The following is a 22,672-nucleotide window of genomic DNA, read 5'->3' as shown; positions in this document are numbered from 1 at the left end:
ACATGTGTATTTAAACGCCTTGCATGTTGCCCTGCCCCGGGCAGGGGCGCACCACAATAAGAATAGAAAACGAGTACTTCACTATGCACGCGCCTGCACGCTCTCGCCGGGTCCCGCCCTGCGCGCCCGACCCGTCACGCCCCCGGTACGGCACCGCCGCACCGACGCCGACCGCCCTCTGCGACCGGCACCCCACCTCCCCCTTGCCCACTGCTCGCTGAGGCCTGCCCATGGATTTCTCGATACTGGCGTTTCTTGCCCAGGACGGCCTGACCACGGGCGCGATCTACGCACTGGTGGCGCTGGCCCTGGTGCTGGTGTTCTCGGTGACGCGCACCATCCTGGTGTGCCAGGGCGACTTCGTCACCTACAGCGCCCTGACCCTGGCCACCCTGCAGCTGGGCCTGATGCCCGGCACCGTGTGGCTGCTGCTGGGCTGCTCGCTGGCCGCCTGCGCACTGGACTGCACCGACGCCGCACGGCGCCGTCAATGGCGCCGGCTGCCGGGCCTGTTGGCGCGCTACCTGAGCCTGCCGCTGCTGTTGTGGGCGGTGCTGGGCAACCTCGACCTGGCGAGCCTGCCGGCGCTGCTGCAGATTCTGCTGACCCTGGCCCTGGTCACGCCGCTGGGGCCGTTGCTGTACCGCCTGGTGTACCAGCGGGTGGCCGAGACCTCGGTGCTGTTGCTGTTGATCGTGTCGGTGGCGGTGCATATCGCGCTGGTGGGCGTGAGCCTGCTGATGTTCGGCGCCGAGGGCGTGCGCACCGAGGCCCTGGCCGAGTCGGTGTTCATGCTCGGCGAGCTGCCGGTGGGCCTGCAGAGCCTGCTGGTGATCGGCAGCGCGCTGCTGCTGATCGGCCTGCTGTATGCCTTCTTCGGCCACAGCCTGTACGGCAAGGCGCTGCGTGCCACTGCGCTCAACCGTACCGGCGCACAGCTGGTGGGCATCCCCACCCAGTTGGCCGGCAAGGCCGCGTTCGGCCTGGCCGCGCTGATCGGCGCGATCTCCGGGGTACTGATCGGCCCGCTGACCACGCTGTATTACGACTCGGGCTTTCTGATCAGCCTCAAGGGCTTTGTGGCGGCGATCTTCGGCGGCCTGGCCAGTTACCCGATAGCCGCGGCCAGTGCGTTCTTCGTCGGCGTGCTGGAGAGCTTCGCCAACTTCGGCGCCTCGGCCTACAAGGAGGTCATCGTGTTCACCGTGGTGATCCCGGTGCTGCTGTGGCTGTCGCTGAAAAACCCGCATCTGGAGGAGCAACACTGATGGCCCTGCGACTGATCCCCCTGTTGGCCCTGCTGCTGGTGGCGGGCCTGGCGCCGCTGGTGCTGCCCGCGTTTCACGTGACCCTGCTCAACTACATCGGCCTGTACAGCCTGGTGGCCCTGGGCCTGGTGCTGCTGACCGGCATCGGCGGCATGACCTCGTTCGGCCAGGCCGCATTCGTGGGCATTGGCGCCTACGCCAGCGCGGTGCTCACCACCCAGTACGGCCTGTCGCCGTGGCTGGGCCTGCTGGCGGGGCTGGCGATCACCCTGGTGGTGGCCACCAGCCTGGGCCTGCTGACCCTGCGCCTGGCCGGGCACTACCTGCCCATCGGCACCCTGGCCTGGGGCCTGGCGCTGTTCTACCTGTTCGGCAACCTGCCGGGCCTGGGCGGCTTCGGCGGCCTGCAGAACCTGCCGAACATCGAGCTGCTGGGCTGGCAGATCAGCGGCTCGGCCGATTTCGCCGTGCTGATCGGGTTGTTGCTGGCGGCCAGCCTGTGGCTGCTCGACAACCTGCTGCACAGCCGCCAGGGCCGTGCCATCCGCACCCTCAAGGAATCGGCCGGGATGGCCGAGGCGATGGGCATCGATACCGCACGCAGCCGTCTGCAGGTGTTCATCATCGCCGCCCTGCTGGCGGCCCTGTCGGGCTGGCTGTACGCGCACCTGCAGCGGGTGGTCAACCCCACGCCGTTCTCGGTGGTGATGGGCATCGAGTACCTGTTCATGATCGTGCTGGGCGGCGTCGCCAGCCTGTGGGGCGCGCTGCTGGGCGCAGCGTTGCTGACCCTGATCAAGCAGGTGCTGCAGGACGTGCTGCCGCAGCTGTTCGGGCATGCCGACAACGTCGAGATGATCTTCTTCGGCGTGCTGGTGATCCTGGTGCTGCAGTACGCCCGCGGCGGCCTGCTGCCGGTGCTGCGCAGCGTGCTGCCGGCCAGCCGCCCGCGCACCCTGGCGCTGGATGACGCGCCGGCCCTGCCCCGGCGCAGCATGCCGGCGGCCGGCAAGCCGCTGATGGTGGCCCAGGGGCTGCTCAAGCAGTTCGGCGGGCTGGTGGCCAACAAGAACATGGGCCTGTCGGTGAATGCCGCCGAGGTCACCGCGCTGATCGGCCCCAACGGCGCCGGCAAGTCGACCCTGTTCAACCTGTTGTCGGGGGTGCTGACGCCCAATGCCGGGCAGATCACCTTCAACGGCCAGCGCATCGAAGGCCTGTCGCCGCGCGCCATTGCCCACCTGGGCGTGAGCCGCACCTTCCAGCACGTGCGCCTGCTGGGCGAGATGAGCGTGCTGGAGAACGTCGCCCTCGGTGCCCATGCCCGGGGCAAGGCCGGGCTGCTGCGCTCGATGCTGCACCTGGAACGCAAGGAAGAAGCCGCCCTGCTCGCCGAGGCCACGCGTCAGATCCAGCGGGTGGGCCTGGGCGAATACCTGCACACCCCGGCCGGCAGCCTGCCGCTGGGCCAGCAGCGCATCGTCGAGATCGCCCGGGCGCTGTGCAGCGACCCGTTGCTGTTGCTGCTCGACGAACCCGCCGCCGGCCTGCGCCATGGCGAGAAACAGGCGCTGGCGCAACTGCTCGAGCAGTTGCGTGGCGAGGGCCTGGGCGTGCTGCTGGTGGAGCACGACATGGAGTTCGTGATGGGCCTGGCCGACCACATCGTGGTGATGGAATTCGGCCAGCCCCTGGCCAGCGGCACCCCGCTGCAGATCCAGCAGAACCCTGCGGTGCTGGCCGCCTACCTCGGAGGTGTCGAATGAGTCGCCTGCTGGATGTGCGCAACCTGTCGATCAACCACGGCAAGGTCGAGGCGGTACGCAACCTCGACCTGCACCTGGAAGAAGGCCAGATCGTCAGCCTGATCGGCCCCAATGGCGCCGGCAAGACCACCCTGATGGCGGCGCTGATCGGCCTGCTGCCCTGCCAGGGCCAGGTGACCTACGCCGGCCAGGCGTTGCTGGGCCACCACGACGTGGCCCAGCGCATCGACCAGGGCATGGTGCTGGTGCCCGAGAGCCGCGAGCTGTTCGGCCTGATGAGCGTGGAGGACAACCTGCGCCTGGGCGCCTTCAGCCGCCACCGGCGCGGTTTTCGCGACCATCAGCAGACCCTCGACGAGGTGTTCGGGCTGTTCCCGCGCCTGCTCGAACGGCGCCAGCAGGCCGCCTGCACGCTCTCGGGCGGCGAGCGCCAGATGCTCGCCATCGGCCGCGCGCTGATGGCCAAACCGCGCCTGCTGATGCTCGACGAACCGAGCCTGGGCCTGGCGCCGCGGGTGATCGGCGAGATCTTCACCATCTTCGACACCCTGCGCCAGAGCGGCGTGTCGATCCTGCTGGTGGAGCAGAACGCCCGCGCTGCGCTGAAGATTTCCGACTACGGCTACGTGCTGGAGGTCGGCGAGATCGTGCTTGAAGGCGACGCCCAGGCGTTGGCCAGCAACCCCCGGGTGGTCGAAAGCTACCTGGGCCGCGCACCCGCGCCCACCGCCACCACGGAGGTGATCAGCGCTACCGGCACGTAGCGCCCCGCAGCACTTGCCACACCCATAAAAACAATATCAGGAGCTTGCATGAAACCTATTCTTCCCTTGCTGTTGCTGGCCACGCTGTCGACCGCTGCACAGGCCGACATGACCGTCGGCGTGATTCTCTCCACCACCGGCCCGGGGGCCTCGCTGGGCATCCCCGAGCGCAATACCGTGGCGCTGCTGCCCAGGGAGATTGCCGGGCAGGCCGTCAAATACGTGGTACTGGACGATGCCAGCGACAGTACCGCCGCGGCCAAGAACGCGCGCAAGCTGGTCAGCGAGCACAAGGTCGACCTGCTGATCGGCTCGACCACCGTGCCCACCTCGGCAGCAGTCGCGCAGATCGCCAAGGAGAGCCAGACCGCGCAGATCGCCCTGGCACCGTTCAGCCCCGCCAGCGGCGAGCAGAGCTGGATCTTCACCATCGCCCAGACCAACACCCTGATGGCCCAGGCGCTGATCGAGCACATGCAGCAGAACGGTGTGAAGACCCTCGCCTACATCGGCTACAACGATGTGTGGGGCGAAGACTGGCACAAGGTGCTCAGCGAAATGGCGTCGGCGGCAGGCATCACGCTGGTGCGCGACGAGCGCTTCAACCGCACCGACTCGTCGGTCAGCGGCCAGGCGCTGAAGGTGATGAGCAGCAAGCCCGACGCGGTGCTGATCGGCGCCACCGGCACCCCGGCGGCGCTGCCGCATACCGAGCTGCGCCGGCTGGGCTACAAGGGCACCGTGTACCACACCCACGGCGCGGCCAACAGCGCGTTCCTGCGCATCGGCGACAAGGCGCTCAACGGTGCGATACTGCCGGTGGGCCCGGTGGTGGTGTGGGACAAGCTGCCCGCCAGCCACCCCTCCAAGGCCATCGCCAGCCAGTACGCGCAGGACTACCAGGCCAAGTACGGCGACAACAGCCTGTCGCCGTTCGGCGCCTACCTGTACGACGCCATGCTGCTGGTGCAGGCGGCCACCCCGGCGGCGCTCAAGGGTGCCGAGCCCGGCACCACGCAATTTCGCCAGCAACTGCGCGACCAGCTGGAGCAGACCCGCGACGTGGTCGGCACCCATGGCGTGTACAACCTCAGCGCCACCGACCATTTCGGCCATGACCAGCGCGCGCGTGCACTGGTGAGCGTGCAGGACCAGCAATGGGTCCTGCTGCATGCCCCTGAATAAACCCCCACAACAATAATAAAAAAGGCAGATCCATGAGCACTCTGAAACGGGTCAACACCACCCTCGCCCTCGGCACCCTGTGCGGGCTCAGCCCGGCACTGCTGGCCCAGGGTTTCATCGAAGACAGCAAGGCCACCCTGACCGCGCGCAACTACTACTTCGACCGTGATTACAAGGGCGAATCGGCGCAGTCGGCGACGCGCGAATGGGCCCAGGGCTTCATCCTGCGCTTCACTTCCGGCTACACCCCGGGCACCGTCGGCTTCGGCCTGGATGCCCAGGCCATGCTGGGCCTGAAACTGGACTCCAGCCCCGCGCGCACCGGCACCGGGCTGCTGCCGTTCGACCCCAGGGACCGCGACCCGCGCGACGATTATTCGGAGCTGGGCCTGACCGGCAAGGTCAAGGTCTCCAGGACCGAACTGCAGGCCGGCACCCTGGCACCGTTTTCGCCGATCCTGTTCGCCAGCCCCACGCGCCTGCTGCCGCAGACCTTTCGCGGGGTGCAGTTCAAGTCCCAGGACATCGACAACCTGACCCTCAGCGGCGGGCGCCTGGACCGCATGAACCAGCGCGATTCCACCAACTACCAGAAGATCACCGTCGCCGCGCCCAACCGGCGCTTCAATGGTGCGGCCGAGTCGGACAGCTTCACCTATGGCGGCGGCGACTATCAGTGGTCCGAGCAGCTGGTGCTCAAGTACTACCATGCGCAGCTGGAGGACATCTATCGCCAGGACTACGTCGGCTTCGTCGACAACCGTGCGGTGGCGAACGGGCGCCTGAAGACCGATGTGCGTTACCACATCAGCGGCGAGGACGGCCCGGCCAGGGCCGGCAAGGTCGACAACCGTACCTTCGGCGTGATGAGCACCTACAGTCTGGGCGCACACAGCCTGGGGCTGGGCTACATGCAATTGAGCGGCGATACGGCGATGCCGTACATCGCCGGGTCCGAGCCGATGGTGGTGAGCGAGGGCGCATTGAGCAGCGAGTTCCTCAACCCCAAGGAGCGTACCTGGCAGGTGCGCTATGACTACGACTTCGTCGCCCTGGGCGTACCGGGGCTCAAGGGCATGCTGCGTTACCTGGACGGCAGCCGCATCGAATTGCCGAATGCGCTGGGCGGCAGCGGGCGCAGCGAGAGCGAGAAGGACATCGAGTTGTCGTACGTGGTGCAGAGCGGCACGTTCAAGAACGTTGCATTGCGGTTGCGCCATGCATGGTACCGCAATGACTTTGCCTCGACTGCGGCGTTCAGGGATGACAACGAGCTGCGGGTGAACGTGGATTACACCGTGGCGCTTTGGTAACGCGCTGGCATCGTGTGTAGATGAACAAACGCCCCGGCTTGCCGGGGCGTTTTGCATTCCAGGGTGGCCATGACAGTCCGATTGTCTTGCAGTGCCTGGTCAGGCCTCTCGCGGGTCAAGCCCGCTCCCACAGGGTCTTGCGGTGCGTCCAAAACGCTGGCGTGGCGGGTGAGATCCTGTGGGAGCGGGCTTGCCCCGCGAAGGGGCCCTCACAATTTACCCCGTAACTACCTGCCCCACCTGCTCCTCCAGCTGCTGCGCCAACGCCCTCAGCTCATCACACGACTGGCGCGTCTGCTCGATGGTGCGCGCGCTCACCGTCGAGGCGTCGTGGATGCGCGTGACGCTGCGGTTGATACCGTCTGCCGTGGCCGCCTGCTGCTCCGCCGCACTGGCAATCTGCAAGGTCATCTGGCTCACCGTGGACGCCGACGCATCGATCAACGCCAGCGCCTGCCCGGCCCGCGCCGAGGCGGCCACCGGCTGCTGCGCCGACTCGACGTTGGCGCCGATCTGCGCCGCCGCCTGGCTGGCACCGGCCTGCACGCGGTTGATGATCTGCTGGATCTCCAGCGTCGACTGCTGCGTACGCCGCGCCAACGTGCGCACCTCGTCCGCCACCACCGCAAAGCCACGCCCGTGCTCACCTGCACGCGCAGCCTCGATGGCAGCATTCAACGCCAGCAGGTTGGTCTGCTCGGCAATCGCGGTGATCACGTCCAGCACACGCCCGACACTGCCCGAGTCGGTGGCCAGTTGGTCCACCACGCTGCGGCTGTGCTCCAGCGCCTCGGCCAGCGCACCAATCGCCTCACCGGCATCGCGCACCGTGGCGCTGCCGGCCGTGGCCTGTTGCTCGGCATCGCGGGTGGCGCTGGCGGCGACGCTGGCGTTGTGCGCCACGTCCTGCACGGTGCTGACCATCTCGCTCATGGCCGTGACCACGCTGTCGGTCTCCAGTTGCTGGGCCTGCATGCTGCGCTGCGCCGCCTCGGTGATCTGCCCCAGGCTGTCGCTGGTGCTGGAGATGCGCTGGCTGGCCTTGGCCATGCTGCGGGTGACGCGGTGCGCAGCCTCCACCAGGCGGTTGAAGCTGTGCGCCACCTGGGTCAGCTCGTCGAAGCCGTCGGTGGGCAGGCGCAAGGTCAGGTCGGTGTGGCCATCGGTGGCGCGGGCCAGCGCCTGCACGGTGTGGTTGAGCGGCCGAGTGATGCTGCGAATCAGCAGCCAGGCGCACAGCGCCATGCCGAGCAATGCCACCAGCACCAGCAACGCCGGCATGCGCAGCACCGTGTTCACTTCGTGGCGCACGTCCTGCGGGTGGATGCCGCTGGCCAGCACCCAGCCCCAGGGCTTGAACAGCACCACCTCGGACACCTTGAATTCCGGCGCCTGCCCGGCTGCCCGCGGGAACCAGTACTCGACCGTGCCGCGCCCCTGGGCCACGGCCCGGTCGATCATTTCACGGGCGAACGGCTTGCCGTTGACGTCCTTGAAATCGGCCTGCGACTTGCCCACCAGGGCGGGTGCCTTGGGGTGCATGAGCATGCGGTGCTGCAGGTCGAGAATCAGCAGGTAGTTGTCGCCCAGGTAGCGAATGCGGCTGACCATTTCTGCCGCCTGGCGCTGCGCCTCGGCGCGGCTCAGGTGGCCTTCCTCGGCCTGCTTCTCATAATGCGCCAGCAGGGTGGATGCGGTGTCCAGCGCAGTGCCGACACCGGCCATCTTCTCCTGCAGCAGGCTGCGTTGCAGGGTCAGCCCCAGCCAGCCACTGAGCAACACGACAAACAGGGTGATACCGATCACCAGCACGGTGATGCGGGTGCTGATACGCAGATGTCTCAACCCGATCATAGGGGGCAATACCTCATTTTATTGTTATGCACGACGGCGCAAGGCGCACCGCGCACAAACATACACTATTGTATTTTAAAATGAAGATTGCCCCGCTTCTAATATGTCATTTACCTCTTACAAAAAGATTCAGACATGTATTCGATCAGTAGGCGAATGCGGCCCGGTGCTTGCGCACGAAGTCCACCCAGCGCACCGGCTCGCGGCCGGTGATGGCCTGGAAATTGTCGAACACCTGGTCGACCCCGGGGATGGTGCCGGCGGCCATGCGCGTGAAGTTGTCGTGCACGCAGCTCATGTAGGCCATCTCGGCGCCGGCGGCGCGCATGTTTTCGAGAAACACGTCGGGTGATTGCGCGTCATAGCGAAACGGCTGGCCGAGTACCTCGCTCATCACCTGTGCCACCTCGTCGTAGGACTTCACGTCGTAGCCCAGGCGGTAGGTCTGCCCGGCATGGCGCTGCGGGTGCAGCAGGGCCTGCGCCGCCACCCGCGCCACGTCTTCGCCGTCGACCCAGCTGAACCGCGTGTGGCCGGTGTACTGTTCGATCACGCCGTTGCGCACGGCCTGGGTGCCGTCGTAGCTGAGCAGGTTCTGCATGAAGCACTCCGGGCGCAGGTGGGTGAAGCTGAAGCCGCACCATTGCACATAGCGCTCCACGAACTGGTGCCAGGCCCAGTGGCCGATGGTGGCGTCGTCGTCGCCACAGGCCCCCAGGTGCACCACGTGCTGCACCCCGGCGTGGCGTGCGCGGTCGAGAAAGGCCTTGCTCTGGCGCAGCATGTCGACGCTGTAGCCGGTCACCAGCAGCACCCGGTCGACGCCCTGCAGGGCCGGCGCCAGGGTGTGCTCGTGGTCGAAGTCCATGATCACCGTGCGGATGCCACGGGCCTCGAAGGGCTGCGCCTTGGCCGGCGAACGCACGGCGGCCACCAGTTCGATGGTGTCGTCGCCTTGCAGAAAGCGCAGGGTGTCGCCGCCGATCTGGCCGGTGGCGCCGGTGATGAGGACGGTGGGCTTGGTGTCGTGCATGGTCGCAACCTGTTGTGCAGTAGAGGTTGAATCAGGCTACTCGGGAACAAACGGCGTATTGGCGATATGTTTTACCGGGTAAAGTGACTGCAATTCATCAATGGGGTGGGCACATGTATTCTTCGGAACGCCTCAAGGGCATCGACGTGTTCGTCTGCGTGGCCGACCTGGGCAGCTTCAAGGCCGCGGCCGAGCGCCTTAACCTGACCGGCTCGGCAGTCAGCAAGAGCGTCGCGCGGCTCGAGGCGCGGCTGCACACGCGCCTGTTGGCACGCACAACACGGCGCGTGGCGCTGACCGAAGCCGGGGCGGCGTTCTATCGCACCTGCACCGGCGTGCTGGCCGAGCTGGAAGAGGCGGAGCTGGCGCTGAGCACCCAAGACGCCGAGCCACGCGGCCGGGTACGCATCGACCTGCCGGCGGCCTTCGGGCGCCTGCACGGGCTGCCGGCGATTCTGGCCTGCGTGCGCGAGCATGCGCTGCTGATGCCGCACGTGACCTTCTCCGACCGCTTCGTGGACCCGGTCGAGGCCGGCATCGACCTGTTCGTGCGCATCGGCGGGCCGCAAAGCTGGCCGGCGGCGGTGGGGCACCATTACCTGGGCTCGCAGCGCGTGGTGTTCTGCGCCGCCCCCGCGTACCTGGAGCGTCATGGCGAGCCCGGCAACGAACTCGAACTGGAACGCCACAGCTGCATCGTGTACGGGCTCAATGACGGCATGGTCGGCCCGTGGCACTTCCCTACCGCCCGCCCCGGGCATACCGAGCGTCGGATCATGCCGGCACGCATGGCGGTGGGCGATGCCGAGGGCCAGGTGGCCGCAGTGCTGGCCGGGCATGGCATCGCACAGCTGCCGACCTGGCTGATTCGCCGTCAGCTGGAAGACGGCAGCCTGGTACAGGTGCTGGCGCCGCTGGCCACCGACGGCCTGCCGATTCACCTGGCGTGGCTCAAGAGCCGGCAGGCGCAGCCCAAGGTCGCGACGCTGCTGACGCACCTGCGCCAGTGCCTGTCGGGGGACGGTTTCGAGCCGCCGTCGCCGTCATCGTGTGGCAACGCGTCGCGCTCTCGGGCGAACGTTTCCAGATAATTCGTATACCATATCCCTAAATCCCCTCGAATGATTGCCACCGTGAACCTACCCAAACTCAACGCGCCGGACCTAGGCAACACGCCCTCCACGTCCGAGATCATCACCCGGCACCTGCGCGATGCCATCGTGGCCGGGCACTTCGACGAAGACGAGCCGATTCGCCAGGACGACATCGCGCGCCAGTTCAACGTCAGCAAGATCCCGGTGCGCGAGGCGCTCAAGCGGCTTGAGGCCGAGGGGTTGGTGATGTTCCAGCGCAACCGTGGGGCGATGGTCACGCGCTTGTCGGATTTCGAGTTGGCGCAGATGTTCGAGGTGCGCATGTTGCTGGAGGACAAGGTGTTGCGCCTGGCCATCCCGAACATGACCGAGGCCACGTTCGAACAGGCCGAGCGCATCTGCCAGGAGTTCATTGGCGAGAACGATGTGGGCCGCTGGGCGCAGTTGAACTGGGAGTTGCATGCGTGCCTGTACGAGCCGGCGCAGCGACCGTTTCTGGTGAGCATGATCCGTTCGGTGAACGACAAGCTGGAGCGGTACCTGCGCATGCAGATGAGCCTGTCGGCGGGCAAGGAGCGTGCCGACCACGAACACCGCGAGATCCTCGATGCATGCCGGGCGGGTGATGTGGAGCGCGCGGTGGGCTTGCTGGATGAGCATATTGCGGGGGTGTGCGAGACCTTGCTGGAGCACTTGCCGATGGCCAAGCCCCACCCCAGTCTGGAGCCGGGCCAACAAGGCTGATCTCTCAAAACCCCCAGGCCATGGCGCGTTGCAACAGTTCGGACATGTCATGGCCCTATGCCGATTTCGTCATCCACACCGCGCAATTCCATCAAGACGCCACCCCCCACCAACCGCCACCCTTGCGTCCATACCCCCAACGGACGCGCCCCATGAAACGCATCACCGTGATCGACTCCCACACCGGCGGCGAACCCACGCGCCTGGTCACCGCAGGCTTCCCCGACCTGGGCCACGGCAACATGGCCGAACGCAGGCAACAGCTGGCCGAACACCACGATCAGTGGCGCGCCGCCTGCATGCTCGAACCCCGCGGCAATGATGTGTTGGTGGGCGCACTGCTCTGCGAACCGGTCGACCCCAGCGCCTGCGCCGGGGTGATCTTCTTCAACAACACCGGCTACCTGGGCATGTGCGGCCACGGCACCATCGGCCTGGTGATCTCGCTGGCCCACCTGGGCAGGATCGGCCCCGGCACCCACACCCTCGAAACCCCCGTGGGCAACGTGCAAGCCACCCTGCACGACGACCACTCGGTCAGCGTGCGCAATGTACCCGCCTACCGCTATCGCCACGCCGTCAGCGTGCAGGTGCCCGGCATCGGCGAAGTGACCGGCGATATCGCCTGGGGCGGCAACTGGTTCTTCCTGGTGGCCGAGCACGGCCTGCGTATCAGCGGCGACAACCTCGACGCGCTCACCGCCTACACCGTGGCCGTGCAGCAGGCCCTGGAAGATCAGGGCCTGCGCGGCGAGGACGGCGGCCTGATCGATCACGTCGAGCTGTTCGCCGACGACCCCGACGCCGACAGCCGCAACTTCGTGCTGTGCCCCGGCAAGGCCTATGACCGCTCGCCCTGCGGCACCGGCACCAGCGCCAAGCTGGCGTGCCTGGCCGCCGACGGCAAGCTGCAACCGGGCCAGATCTGGCGCCAGGCCAGCGTGATCGGCAGCCAGTTCGAAGGCTCGTTCGAAACCGCAGGCGATCGCATCGTGCCGACCATTCGCGGCCGCGCGCATATCAGCGCCGAAGCCACGCTGATCATCGAGCAGGACGACCCGTTCGCCTGGGGCATCCGCCTGTGACCCAGGGCCTGGCCGCCGATGTGATCGTGGTGGGCGCCGGCATCATCGGCGCGGCCTGCGCCCAGGCCCTGGCCCGGCGCGGCCTCGACGTGCTGGTGCTGGATGCCGGGCTGCCCGGCGCCACCGCCGCCGGCATGGGCCACCTGCTGGTGCTGGACGACAACCCCGCCGAACTGGCCCTGAGCCAATACTCGCTGCAACGCTGGCGCGACATTGCGCGCAACCTGCCCGAAGGCTGCGCCTACCGCAGCAACGGCACCCTGTGGCTGGCCGCCAACGCTGAAGAAATGGCCGTGGCCGAGCACAAGCATGCCAACCTGCGCGCCCATGGGGTGATCTGCCAGCTGGTTGGCGCACCTCGATTGCGCGAACGCGAACCGCTGCTGCGCGAAGGGCTGGAGGGCGGCCTGCTGATCGAGGACGACGGCATTCTGTATGCCCCGGCCACCGCACGCTGGATGCTCGACCAGCCGCGCATTCGCCAGCGCCAGGCACGGGTCGCCGAGGTGGATGGCGCCCGCGTGCGCCTGGACGACGGCCAGTGGCTGGCCGCCACGGCCGTAGTGCTGGCCAACGGTATCCAGGCCACCGAACTGTGCCCCGAACTGCCGATACAACCCAAGAAGGGCCACCTGCTGATCACCGACCGTTACCCCGGCCAGGTCACCCACACCCTGGTGGAACTGGGCTACGTGACCAGTGCGCACAACGCCAGCGGCCCGTCGGCCGCGTGCAATATCCAGCCGCGCCCTACCGGCCAGCTGTTCATCGGTGCCTCACGCCAGTTCGGCACCACCGACCCGCAGGTGGAAGGCTGGATGCTTGCCAGGATGCTCAAGCGCGCCACCGAATACGTGCCGGCGCTGGCCCAGCTCAATGCGATTCGCGCCTGGACCGGCTTTCGCGCCGCCAGCCCCGACGGCCTGCCGCTGGTGGGCCAGCACCCGCAACGCCCCGGCCTGTGGCTGGCGGTGGGGCATGAAGGACTGGGCGTGACCACGGCCCCGGCCACCGCCGACCTGCTGGTGGCGCAACTGTTCGACGAACACCCGCCCCTGGCCGCACAGGCCTACCTGCCACAGCGTTTTCTCGGAGAACCGACCCATGCCTGAACTGACCCTGGACGGACGTGCCCTGCGCGTGGCCGAAGGCACCAGCGTGGCCGCTGCACTGGCCCTGGCTGGCGACGGCTGCACGCGTACCTCGGTAAGCGGCCAGCGCCGCGCACCGCTGTGCGGCATGGGCATCTGCCAGGAATGCCGGGTGAGCATCGACGGCCGGCGCCGCCTGGCCTGCCAGACCCTGTGCCGCGACGGCATGCAGGTGGAGACCCACGCATGAGCGCCCATGCCGACGTACTGATCATCGGCGCCGGCCCGGCCGGCCTCAATGCCGCACTGGCCGCTGCCCCCAGCGGTGCACGCATCGTGCTGCTGGACGACAACCCCTGGCCCGGCGGGCAGATCTGGCGCGACGGCCCGCAGGCCAGCGTGCCGGCGCAGGCACAGCGCCTGCGCGAGCACGTGGGCGCCTTGAACAATGTGCAGCACCACCCGCAGACCCGCGTGATCGCCGCCACGGGCCCGCGCCAGTTGCTGGTGGAAGACGCCGAGCGCGGCTGGGTGATCGACTACGACACGCTGATCCTGTGCACCGGCGCACGCGAACTGCTGCTGCCCTTCCCCGGCTGGACCCTGCCTGGCGTGACCGGTGCCGGTGGCCTGCAGGCACTGGTCAAGGGCGGCCTGCCGGTGCGCGACCAACGCGTGGTGATCGCCGGCAGCGGCCCGCTGCTGCTGGCCAGCGCTGCCACGGCGCGGCACAACGGCGCGCAGGTGGTAGGCGTTGCCGAACAGGCAACCCGCGGCGCGGTGGCGGGTTTTGCCGCACAACTGCCGCGCTGGCCAAACAAGCTGCTGCAGGCGTTCGGCCTGTTCGACCGCCACTACCGCACCGACAGCCATGTGGTGGAGGCACTCGGCAGCGAGCGCCTCGAAGGCGTGCGCCTGCGCCAGCACGGCAAGTTGGTCGAGCTAGCCTGCGAGCGCCTGGCCTGCGGCTTCGGCCTGATTCCCAACAGCCAGCTCGGCCAGGCCCTGGGCTGCACACTCCACGGCCAGGCGCTGGCCGTGGATGCGTGGCAGGCCACCAGTGAGCCGGGCCTGTTCGCGGCGGGGGAATGCACCGGTTTTGGGGGCAGCGAACTGGCGCTGGTGGAAGGCACCATTGCCGGGCTGGCGGCCGTGGGCGACCGCCAGGGCGCCGCCCGCCACTGGCCGCAGCGAGCGCGCTGGCAGGGCTTCGCCAAGGCGCTCAACCACGCCTTCGCCCTTGCCCCGCAGCTCAAGCAACTGGCCCGCCCCGACACCCTGGTATGCCGCTGCGAGGACGTGCCCTACAGCAAGCTCGCCGGCCAGCGTGACTGGCGCGAGGCCAAGCTGAGCAGCCGCTGCGGCATGGGCGCCTGCCAGGGCCGGGTGTGCGGCGCCGCAGCGCAGCACCTGTTCGGCTGGCAGCCCTCGGCGCCGCGCCCGCCGTTCAGCCCGGCGCGCATCGAGACCCTGCTGTGCCTGGACGACACCCCGCCCGCATGAAACGCAGCCCGGGGCTTTCGAGGCGGGCGCCGGATCTCTATGATCCCGAAGGTGCCCACCAGACCGCCAGCGCCATGTACGTATCGCTCAACAGCTTCCAGCCCTGCGACCTGCCCAGCCTGCTGAGCAGCCTGCAGCCGATCGCGCCGCTGCTCGATACGCTGAGCGACGTGGTGTTCTTCATCAAGGACACCCAGGCCCGCTACGCCTTCGTCAACCACACCCTGGCGCGGCGCTGCGGCTTCAGGCACAGCCACGAGCTGCTGGGGCTGACCGCCGACAGCGTGTTCCCCGAACGCTTCGGCCCGCTGTACACCGCGCAGGACCGCCGCGTGCTCGACAGCGGCCGCGAGCTGGCCGACCAGCTCGAACTGCACCTGTACTTCGGCAACCAGCCGGTGTGGTGCCTGACCCACAAGCTGGCACTGTTCGACACCCAGGGCCAGATCGTCGGCCTGGCCGGCATCTCCCGCGACCTGCAGGCGCCCCAGGCCAGCCACCCCGGCTTCGATCGCCTGGCGGCGGTGGATGCGCACATTCGCGAGCACTTCGCACGGCCCGTGAGCCTGGCCGAGCTGACCGCGATTGCCGGGTTGTCTGCCGCGCAGCTGGAGCGCAACTGCAAGCGCGTGTTCCAGCTCACCCCGCGCCAGATGATCCACAAGGTGCGCCTTGAAGAAGCCTCGCGGCTGCTGCACCACAGCGACCTGCCGATCACCGAGATCGCCCTGCGCTGCGGCTACACCGACCACAGCGCGTTCAGCCGCCAGTTCCGCGCCCTCACCAGCCTGTCGCCAAGCCAGTACCGCGATACCCGCCGCTAGACGCGGTGTGTTCCTTTAGGGTGCGCCGCCGCGCCCACTGCTCCCATATGTAACACCGCCGGCACCGGGCAGCGTTTCCTGCGCACCGCCCGCCTGCCCTGCCGGATTCAACGCAAGTCCTCTGGCTCAAGGGCCGCACAGCAATTGCATCGCCCGGGCAAAAACAGGCACGCGCATTGCTATAAAAATATCGTATACGAAATTCACAATACGCCCGCTACCAGCACCTTCCGACAAACGAGGCTTCCATGAAAAACCCCGCTTTTGTTGTAGCTCTCAGCGCTGTGCTCAGTACCTCCTTCATCGCCACCGCCCAGGCCGACAAGCTCGATGACATCATCGGCTCCGGCAAGCTGCGCTGCGCCGTGACCCTGGACTTCCCGCCCATGGGCTTTCGCGACGACGCCAACAAGCCGGCCGGCTTCGACGTCGACTACTGCAACGACCTGGCGAAGGTCCTCGGGGTAGATGCCGAGATCGTCGAGACGCCGTTCCCGGACCGTATCCCGGCGCTGGTCTCGGGGCGGGCCGACGTGATCGTGGCGTCCACCTCCGACACCCTGGAGCGGGCCAAGACGGTCGGCCTCACGGTGCCCTACTTTGCCTTCCAGATGGTCGTGCTGACCCGCGACAACACCGGCATCAACAGCTTCGACGACATCAAGGGCAAGGCCCTGGGCAACACCAGCGGCACCTATGAAGCCATCGCGCTGGAGAAGGACGTGAAGCAGTGGGGCAGCGGCAGTTTCCGCGCCTACCAGTCGCAGAACGACACCATCCTGGCCGTGGCCCAGGGGCACATCGATGCCACCGTGGTGACCAACACCGTGGCCGCCGCCACGCTCAAGTCGGGCAAGTACAAGAACCTGAAGATCGCCGGCAACGCACCCTACGTGATCGACTACGTGTCGCTGGGAGCCAAGCGCAACGAGTACGGCCTGCTCAACTACCTCAACCTGTTCGTCAACCAGCAGGTACGTAGCGGCCGCTACAACGAGCTGTTCGTCAAATGGGTAGGCACCGATATCCCGCCGACCGACCTGACCGTGCCGAAGGTCTACTACTGAGGTGCCCGGCATGCCCAGCCCTTCCACTGCCCTGAACGGGCGTAGCCTGGTCGATGGCGCGGCCAGTGGCGAGTTGCTGTTCGCCGACATCGGCCTGAGTTTCTGGGGCGGTGTCGACGCCTTCAGCGGCGAGGTCATCGACCGCCATCACCCGCTCAGCGGCGCACACCTGGCCGGCCGCGTGCTGGCCATTCCCAGCGGGCGCGGCTCGTGTACCGGCAGCAGTGTGATGATGGAACTGATCAGCAACGGCCATGCACCGGCGGCACTGGTGCTGGCCGAGCCGGATGAGATCCTGACCCTGGGCGTGCTGGTGGCGCAGTTGCTGTTCGGGCGCTCGCTGCCGGTGCTGTGCATCGGCCAGCAGGCCTTTGCCGCCCTGCGCGGCAAGGCCTTTGCGCAGGTGCAGGGCGAGCGCCTGGTGCTGTTCGACCAGGCCCCCGCCGAGGCGCTGCCGGCAGCCCCGGCCAGCCCGCCGGCGGCGACGCGCCCGACCACCCTCACCCTTACCGACCACGACCAGGCCTTGCTCGCGGGCGACCTGGGCAAGGCCGCGCAGGTGGCGATGCAGATCGTGCTGCGCATGGCCGAGCTGCAGGGCGCACACAGCCTGGTGGACATCAGCCAGGCGCATATCGACGGCTGCATCTACACCGGCCCCGCCAGCCTGCGCTTTGCGCAGCAGCTGGTGCAGTGGGGCGCCAGGGTGCGGGTGCCGACCACCCTCAATTCGATTTCCGTGGACCAGCGCCGCTGGCGCGAACTGGGTATCGACGCGGCGCTGGGCGTACCTGCCAGTGCGCTGGGCGATGCCTACATGGCGATGGGCGCGCAGATGAGCTTTACCTGCGCCCCCTACCTGCTCGACAGCGCGCCGAAGCTCGGCGAGCAGATCGTGTGGGCCGAGTCCAACGCCGTGGTGTACGCCAACAGCGTGCTCGGCGCGCGTACCCTGAAGTACCCCGACTACCTGGATATCTGCATCGCCCTGACCGGCCGCGCGCCGCTGATCGGCTGCCACCTGGAGGCCCAGCGCAAGGCGCGGGTGCAGATCGACCTGCCGGCGCTGACCCACCTGGACGATGCGTTCTACCCGCTGCTGGGCTATCACATCGGCGCCATGGTCGGCAGCCAGATCCCGCTGGTGACGGGGCTGGAGCGTTTTGCCCCGACCCACGACGACCTCAAGGCCTTCGGCGCCGCGTTCGCCACCACCTCGGCGGCGCCGCTGTTCCATATCGCCGGGGTCACACCCGAAGCGCTGGACCCGGTTCAGGCGGTCAGCGCGGGCGAGGTGCTGCCGGTAAAACGCATTGCCCTGGCCGACCTGCTGGTGAGCTGGCGCGAGCTGAACAGTGCCCGTGACAGCCAGGTGGACCTGGTGTCGCTGGGCAACCCGCACTTCTCCCTGGGCGAGTTCGCGCACCTGGCACAGCTGTGCCGCGGGCGCACACGCAACCCGGCGGTCAGCCTGGTGATCACCTGCGGCCGTGCGGTGCTGGAGCAGGCCCGTGACGCCGGCCACCTTGCCCCGATCGAAGCCTTCGGCGCGGTGCTGGTGACCGACACCTGCTGGTGCATGCTCGGCGAGCCGGTGATCCCGCCCGCCGCCCGCACACTGATGACCAACTCGGGCAAATACGCCCACTACGCCCCCGGGCTGGCGGGCCGGGCGGTGCATTTCGCCAGCCTTGGCGAGTGCGTCGAGGCCGCCTGCACCGGCAGCGCCAGCGGTCGCCTGCCGGCCTGGCTGCAGCCGGCCGCCCCACAGGAGAGCCCCGCGCATGTTTGACTACACCTTCCAATGGCGCTCGGCCCTGCGCGCCCTGCCCGACATGCTGGCCGGTGCCTGGGTCACCTTCGAGACCGCCGCGCTGTCGATGATCTTCGGCGTGCTGATCGCCCTGGCCTTGACCGTGATGCGTGAAGCGCAGCAGCCGGTGTTGCGCGGCATCGGCAATGCCTGGGTATCGATTGCGCGCAACACCCCTTCGCTGTTCCAGATCTACATCCTGTACTTCGGGCTTGGCTCGCTGGGGCTGCACGTGAGTTCGTGGTTCGCGCTGCTGGCTGGCATCACCTTCAACAACGCCGGGTACCTGGCGGAGAACTTTCGCGGCGGGCTCAAGGCAGTGCCGACCACGCAGATGCGCGCGGCACGCTCGCTGGGCATGAGCGCGTTCCAGGCCTACCGCATGATCATCGTGCCGCAGCTGCTGCGGGTGGTGTTCTACCCCTTGAGCAACCAGATGGTGTGGGCGGTGCTGATGACCTCGCTGGGGGTGATCGTGGGGCTCAACAACGACCTCACCGGCGTGACCCAGGACTACAACGTCAAGACCTTCCGCACCTTCGAGTACTTCGCCATTGCAGCGGTGCTGTATTACCTGATCGCCAAGCTGATCGTCGCGGTGGCCCGGCTGATGGCCTGGCGGCTGTTCCGTTACTGAGGAGCTGTCCATGTTTTCTACAAGCTTTACCTGGAACGACATGCTGTTCCTGCTCGACGGGGCCTGGGTCACCCTGCAGCTGACCTTCTGGTCGATCATGCTGGGCTCGGTGGCCGGGCTGGTGTTCGGCCTGCTGCGTGCGCTGCTGCCACGCGCCAGCCTGCCGCTGGCCTGGGTGCTGGATGTGTTTCGCAGCGTGCCGCTGCTGATCCAGTTCGTGCTGTTCAACTCGTTCAAGAGCATCGTGGGCCTGAACATCAGCGCCTTCAGCGTGGGCTGCATCGTGCTGGGGGTGTACGCCGCGGCGTACTTCACCGAGATCGTGCGCAGCGGTGTGCTGGCGGTGCCGCCCAGCGTGCGCCGGGCCAGCCGGTCGCTGGGCCTGAGCTACCTGCAGGACCTGCGCTGGATCGTGCTGCCGATGGCCTCGCGGGTGGCCTTTCCGGGCTGGCTGAACCTGGTGCTGAGCGTGATGAAGGACACCGCGCTGGTGATGTGGATCGGCATCGTCGAATTGCTGCGCGCCTCCCAGACCATCGTCACACGGATTCAGGAACCCCTGCTGGTGCTGTGCATCGCGGGCCTCATCTATTACGTCATGAGCCTGGTGGTCGCACGCCTGGGCGCCCGACTGGAAAGAAGGTGGCAAGAAAATGATTGAGATCGACAACGTACACAAATCCTTCGGCGACCTGGAAGTGGTCAAGGGCGTGAGCCTGACGGTGAACAAGGGCGAGGTGGTGTCGATCATCGGCGGTTCGGGCTCGGGCAAGTCGACCCTGCTGATGTGCATCAACGGCCTGGAGCCGATCCAGAAGGGCAGCATTCGCGTGGACGGCATCGAGGTGCACAACCGCGCCACCGACCTCAACCGCCTGCGCCAGAAGATCGGCATCGTGTTCCAGCAATGGAATGCCTTCCCGCACCTGACGGTGCTGGAGAACGTGATGCTGGCGCCGCGCAAGGTACTGGGCAAGAGCCGCGAGGAAGCCGAGGCACTGGCGATCCAGCAGCTGACCCACGTGGGGCTGGGCGACAAGTTCAAGACCTTCCCCGGCAAGTTGTCCGGTGGCCAGCAGCAGCGCATGGCGATTGCCCGGGCGCTGGCGATGTCGCCGGACTACATGCTGTTCGACGAGGCCACCTCGGCGCTCGATCCGCAACTGGTGGGCGAAGTGCTGGACACCATGCGCATGCTTGCCGAGGACGGCATGACCATGGTGCTGGTGACGCACGAGATCCGCTTTGCGCGGGATGTGTCGGACCGGGTGGCGTTCTTTCGCAACGGGCTGGTGCACGAGATCGGCTCGCCGGACCAGGTGATCGGCAATCCGCAGCAGCCGGAGACGGCGGCGTTTCTCAAGTCAGTGAAGTAACCAGGGGCCTCATCGCGGGTCAAGCCCGCTCCCACACAGATCAGCCCATACCCTGTGGGAGCGGGCTTGACCCGCGATGAGGCTGCGCAGCAGCCCCAATCAATCAGGAGCCAGGCAATGCGTTCATCAAAGGTGATTCATGTAGTCAGCTGCCACGCCGAAGGCGAGGTCGGCGATGTGATTGTCGGTGGCGTCGCGCCGCCACCGGGCGACACCCTGTGGGAACAGTCGCGCTGGATCGCGCAGGACGACACCCTGCGCAATTTCGTGCTCAACGAACCGCGTGGCGGCGTGTTCCGCCACGTCAACCTGCTGGTGCCGCCCAAGAACCCGGCCGCGCAGATGGGCTGGATCATCATGGAGCCGGCCGACACCCCGCCGATGTCCGGCTCCAACTCGCTGTGCGTGGCCACGGTGCTGCTCGACAGCGGCATCCTGCCGATGACCGAGCCGCAGACCCGCCTGGTGCTCGAAGCCCCCGGCGGCCTGATCGAGGCCGTGGCCGAATGCCGGGACGGCAAGGTGCAGCGCGTGGAGGTCAGGAACGTGCCCTCCTTCGCCGACCGCCTGGACGCCTGGATCGAGGTCGAGGGCGTGGGCTCGCTGCAGGTCGACACCGCCTATGGCGGCGACAGTTTCGCGATTGTCGATGCCCAGCGCCTGGGCTTTGCCATTCGCCCCGACGAGGCCGCCGACCTGGTGGAGGTGGGCCTGAAGATCACCCGCGCCGCCAACGAGCAACTGGGTTTTGTGCACCCGCTCAACCCCGGCTGGTCGCATATCTCGTTCTGCCAGATCGCCGCGCCCATCGTGATGGAGAATGGCGTGGCCACCGGTGCCAACGCGGTGGTGATCCAGCCCGGCAAGATCGACCGCTCCCCCACCGGCACCGGCTGTTCGGCGCGCATGGCAGTGTTGCAGGCCAAGGGCCTGATGCAGGTGGGCGAACGCTTCATCGGCCGCTCGATCCTGGGCTCGGAGTTCCACTGTCGCATTGATTCGCTGACCGAAGTGGCCGGCCGCGCCGCCATCTACCCGTGCATTTCGGGGCGTGCCTGGATCACCGGTACCCATCAGTTGCTGCTCGACCCCGCCGACCCGTGGCCACAAGGCTACCGACTGTCGGACACCTGGCCCGGCGCCTGATCGCTAAGCCCTTGATTCACAAACCCTAAGCAAAAAGACCAGCAAAAACCCCGAAATAACGCTGGTCTGCTCCACACACATAAAATATCGTATACGAAATACTAACAACCACCGGAGACAACCAATGAGCAAGCGCATCAACTGGAGTGGCGTGTTCCCTGCGGTCACCACCCAATTCAACGACGACTTCTCCATCAACCTGGAAAAAACCCACCAGGTGATTTCCAACGTGATCCGCGACGGCGTGTCGGGCCTGGTGGTGTGCGGCTCGGTGGGCGAGAACACCTCGCTGACGGCCGAAGAAAAGATTGCCGTGACCGAAGTGGCTGTGGATGCCTCGCGTGGGCGTGTGCCGGTGATCTGCGGCGTGGCCGAGTTCACCAGCGTGCAGGCCGCCAAGGTGGCCAACGCGGTGCGCAAGGTGGGCGTGGACGGGGTGATGCTGATGCCGGCACTGGTGTACGGCTCCAAGCCGTTCGAGACCGCCGAGCACTACCGTTACGTGGCCAAGCATGCCGACGTGCCGCTGATGGTCTACAACAACCCGCCGATCTACAAAAACGACGTGACCCCGGACATCCTGATTTCCCTGGCCGACTGCGACAACGTGGTGTGCTTCAAGGATTCCTCCGGCGACACCCGTCGTTTCATCGACGTGCGCAACGAGGTGGGTGACCGCTTCGTGCTGTTCGCCGGCCTCGACGACGTGGTGCTTGAAAGCATCGCGGTGGGCGCCGAGGGCTGGGTGTCGGGCATGTCCAACGTGTTCCCCAAGGAGGGCGAGACGATCTTCCGCCTGGCCAAGGCCGGACGTTTTGCCGAGGCCATGCCGATCTACGAGTGGCTGATGCCGATCCTGCACCTGGATGCCCGCGCCGACCTGGTGCAGTGCATCAAGCTGTGTGAAGCCATTGCCGGTCGCGGCAGCGCGCTGACCCGTCCACCGCGCCTGGCCCTGCCAAAGGACGACCGCGAGTTCGTCGAGCAGATCATGGCCAAGGCCCTGGCCAACCGCCCCGAACTGCCGGATGTCGGCCTCTGAGTGAGTGCCGGGCGGGCCTCTCTGCGGGGCCCACCCGGCGCGCCTGTTTTTCTGTCTTGCGCCTGCA

20 protein-coding genes and 2 pseudogenes are annotated in these 22,672 nt (G+C 67.2%); 19 read left to right on the top strand and 3 right to left on the bottom strand.

Features of this window, described 5'->3' with window-relative positions; translation table 11 throughout:
• The first annotated feature begins 230 nt into the window (after positions 1-230).
• From ACPRTJ_RS21005 to ACPRTJ_RS20985, 5 genes are read left to right on the top strand one after another with little or no spacing between them, the layout of a single operon-like run.
• On the top strand, positions 231-1,268 hold the full coding sequence (locus ACPRTJ_RS21005) for a branched-chain amino acid ABC transporter permease (protein ID WP_043861071.1): 1,038 nt from the start codon (positions 231-233) through the stop codon (positions 1,266-1,268).
• Entirely contained in the window at positions 1,268-3,034 is a 1,767-nt protein-coding gene (locus ACPRTJ_RS21000) for an ABC transporter permease subunit (RefSeq protein WP_052504234.1), read from the top strand. The genes ACPRTJ_RS21005 and ACPRTJ_RS21000 overlap by 1 nt, the downstream gene beginning before the upstream one ends.
• A gap of 5 nt (positions 3,035-3,039) precedes the next feature.
• Positions 3,040-3,798 (top strand): ABC transporter ATP-binding protein, encoded by a 759-nt coding sequence (locus tag ACPRTJ_RS20995; protein WP_229589366.1) that lies wholly within the window; start codon positions 3,040-3,042, stop codon positions 3,796-3,798.
• Positions 3,799-3,846: 48 nt separating this feature from the next.
• Positions 3,847-4,983: an ABC transporter substrate-binding protein gene (locus ACPRTJ_RS20990; protein ID WP_426427250.1), complete on the top strand. Its 1,137-nt coding sequence runs from the start codon at positions 3,847-3,849 to the stop codon at positions 4,981-4,983.
• A 32-nt stretch (positions 4,984-5,015) separates the two neighbouring features.
• Positions 5,016-6,296: an OprD family porin gene (locus ACPRTJ_RS20985; RefSeq protein ID WP_054916110.1), complete on the top strand. Its 1,281-nt coding sequence runs from the start codon at positions 5,016-5,018 to the stop codon at positions 6,294-6,296.
• A 216-nt stretch (positions 6,297-6,512) separates the two neighbouring features.
• On the opposite strand, the pseudogene ACPRTJ_RS20980 reads toward ACPRTJ_RS20985, so the two are convergent.
• The 3 genes and pseudogenes from ACPRTJ_RS20980 to ACPRTJ_RS20970 form a co-directional block, all read right to left on the bottom strand.
• Positions 6,513-7,106 (bottom strand): annotated as a pseudogene (locus ACPRTJ_RS20980) (methyl-accepting chemotaxis protein); the annotation flags it as partial.
• Positions 7,107-7,424: 318 nt separating this feature from the next.
• Positions 7,425-8,021 (bottom strand): annotated as a pseudogene (locus ACPRTJ_RS20975) (cache domain-containing protein); the annotation flags it as partial.
• Positions 8,022-8,295: 274 nt separating this feature from the next.
• Entirely contained in the window at positions 8,296-9,183 is an 888-nt protein-coding gene (locus ACPRTJ_RS20970; protein WP_054916111.1) for an SDR family oxidoreductase, read from the bottom strand.
• A gap of 113 nt (positions 9,184-9,296) precedes the next feature.
• Here ACPRTJ_RS20970 and ACPRTJ_RS20965 point away from each other — a divergent pair, with 113 nt between their 5' ends.
• From ACPRTJ_RS20965 to ACPRTJ_RS20900, 14 genes are all read left to right on the top strand, one after another.
• On the top strand, positions 9,297-10,274 hold the full coding sequence (locus ACPRTJ_RS20965) for a LysR family transcriptional regulator (protein ID WP_088515457.1): 978 nt from the start codon (positions 9,297-9,299) through the stop codon (positions 10,272-10,274).
• A gap of 42 nt (positions 10,275-10,316) precedes the next feature.
• The gene (locus tag ACPRTJ_RS20960; RefSeq protein WP_043861088.1) at positions 10,317-11,021 is read left to right on the top strand and encodes a GntR family transcriptional regulator; all 705 of its coding nucleotides are present in this window, start codon (positions 10,317-10,319) and stop codon (positions 11,019-11,021) included.
• Between the two features lie 152 nt (positions 11,022-11,173).
• Positions 11,174-12,106 (top strand): 4-hydroxyproline epimerase, encoded by a 933-nt coding sequence (locus tag ACPRTJ_RS20955; RefSeq protein ID WP_213605809.1) that lies wholly within the window; start codon positions 11,174-11,176, stop codon positions 12,104-12,106.
• Complete coding sequence (locus ACPRTJ_RS20950) at positions 12,103-13,218, top strand: NAD(P)/FAD-dependent oxidoreductase (protein WP_078480796.1); 1,116 nt, start codon at positions 12,103-12,105, stop codon at positions 13,216-13,218. Before ACPRTJ_RS20955 ends, ACPRTJ_RS20950 begins: the two co-directional genes overlap by 4 nt.
• Entirely contained in the window at positions 13,211-13,447 is a 237-nt protein-coding gene (locus tag ACPRTJ_RS20945; protein WP_088515459.1) for a 2Fe-2S iron-sulfur cluster-binding protein, read from the top strand. Before ACPRTJ_RS20950 ends, ACPRTJ_RS20945 begins: the two co-directional genes overlap by 8 nt.
• Positions 13,444-14,700, top strand: a complete 1,257-nt coding sequence (locus tag ACPRTJ_RS20940; protein ID WP_426427249.1) for an FAD-dependent oxidoreductase — start codon at positions 13,444-13,446, stop codon at positions 14,698-14,700. The genes ACPRTJ_RS20945 and ACPRTJ_RS20940 overlap by 4 nt, the downstream gene beginning before the upstream one ends.
• A 74-nt stretch (positions 14,701-14,774) precedes the next feature.
• Positions 14,775-15,524 carry an AraC family transcriptional regulator gene (locus tag ACPRTJ_RS20935; RefSeq protein ID WP_043861061.1) on the top strand — a complete coding sequence of 250 codons (750 nt, stop codon included), beginning with the start codon at positions 14,775-14,777 and terminating at the stop codon, positions 15,522-15,524.
• A gap of 248 nt (positions 15,525-15,772) precedes the next feature.
• A complete protein-coding gene (locus tag ACPRTJ_RS20930; protein ID WP_043861060.1) occupies positions 15,773-16,591 on the top strand; it encodes a transporter substrate-binding domain-containing protein in 819 nt (272 codons plus the stop codon).
• Positions 16,592-16,601: 10 nt separating this feature from the next.
• The gene (locus tag ACPRTJ_RS20925; protein WP_426427248.1) at positions 16,602-18,383 is read left to right on the top strand and encodes an aconitase X; all 1,782 of its coding nucleotides are present in this window, start codon (positions 16,602-16,604) and stop codon (positions 18,381-18,383) included.
• Positions 18,376-19,041 (top strand): amino acid ABC transporter permease, encoded by a 666-nt coding sequence (locus ACPRTJ_RS20920; protein WP_043861058.1) that lies wholly within the window; start codon positions 18,376-18,378, stop codon positions 19,039-19,041. The genes ACPRTJ_RS20925 and ACPRTJ_RS20920 overlap by 8 nt, the downstream gene beginning before the upstream one ends.
• 10 nt (positions 19,042-19,051) lie before the next feature.
• Entirely contained in the window at positions 19,052-19,702 is a 651-nt protein-coding gene (locus ACPRTJ_RS20915) for an amino acid ABC transporter permease (protein ID WP_043861057.1), read from the top strand.
• Positions 19,695-20,417, top strand: a complete 723-nt coding sequence (locus ACPRTJ_RS20910) for an amino acid ABC transporter ATP-binding protein (protein WP_054916116.1) — start codon at positions 19,695-19,697, stop codon at positions 20,415-20,417. Before ACPRTJ_RS20915 ends, ACPRTJ_RS20910 begins: the two co-directional genes overlap by 8 nt.
• Before the next feature lie 117 nt (positions 20,418-20,534).
• Entirely contained in the window at positions 20,535-21,563 is a 1,029-nt protein-coding gene (locus ACPRTJ_RS20905) for a trans-3-hydroxy-L-proline dehydratase (RefSeq protein ID WP_054916117.1), read from the top strand.
• A 124-nt stretch (positions 21,564-21,687) separates the two neighbouring features.
• Entirely contained in the window at positions 21,688-22,605 is a 918-nt protein-coding gene (locus ACPRTJ_RS20900) for a dihydrodipicolinate synthase family protein (RefSeq protein WP_043861054.1), read from the top strand.
• Positions 22,606-22,672 lie beyond the last annotated feature (67 nt).

It is taken from the genome of Pseudomonas palmensis, from assembly GCF_049942755.1.
Lineage (GTDB): Bacteria > Pseudomonadota > Gammaproteobacteria > Pseudomonadales > Pseudomonadaceae > Aquipseudomonas > Aquipseudomonas palmensis.
Note: the sequence above shows the minus strand (reverse complement) of the source record. Positions and strands in the feature narration are given on the sequence as shown.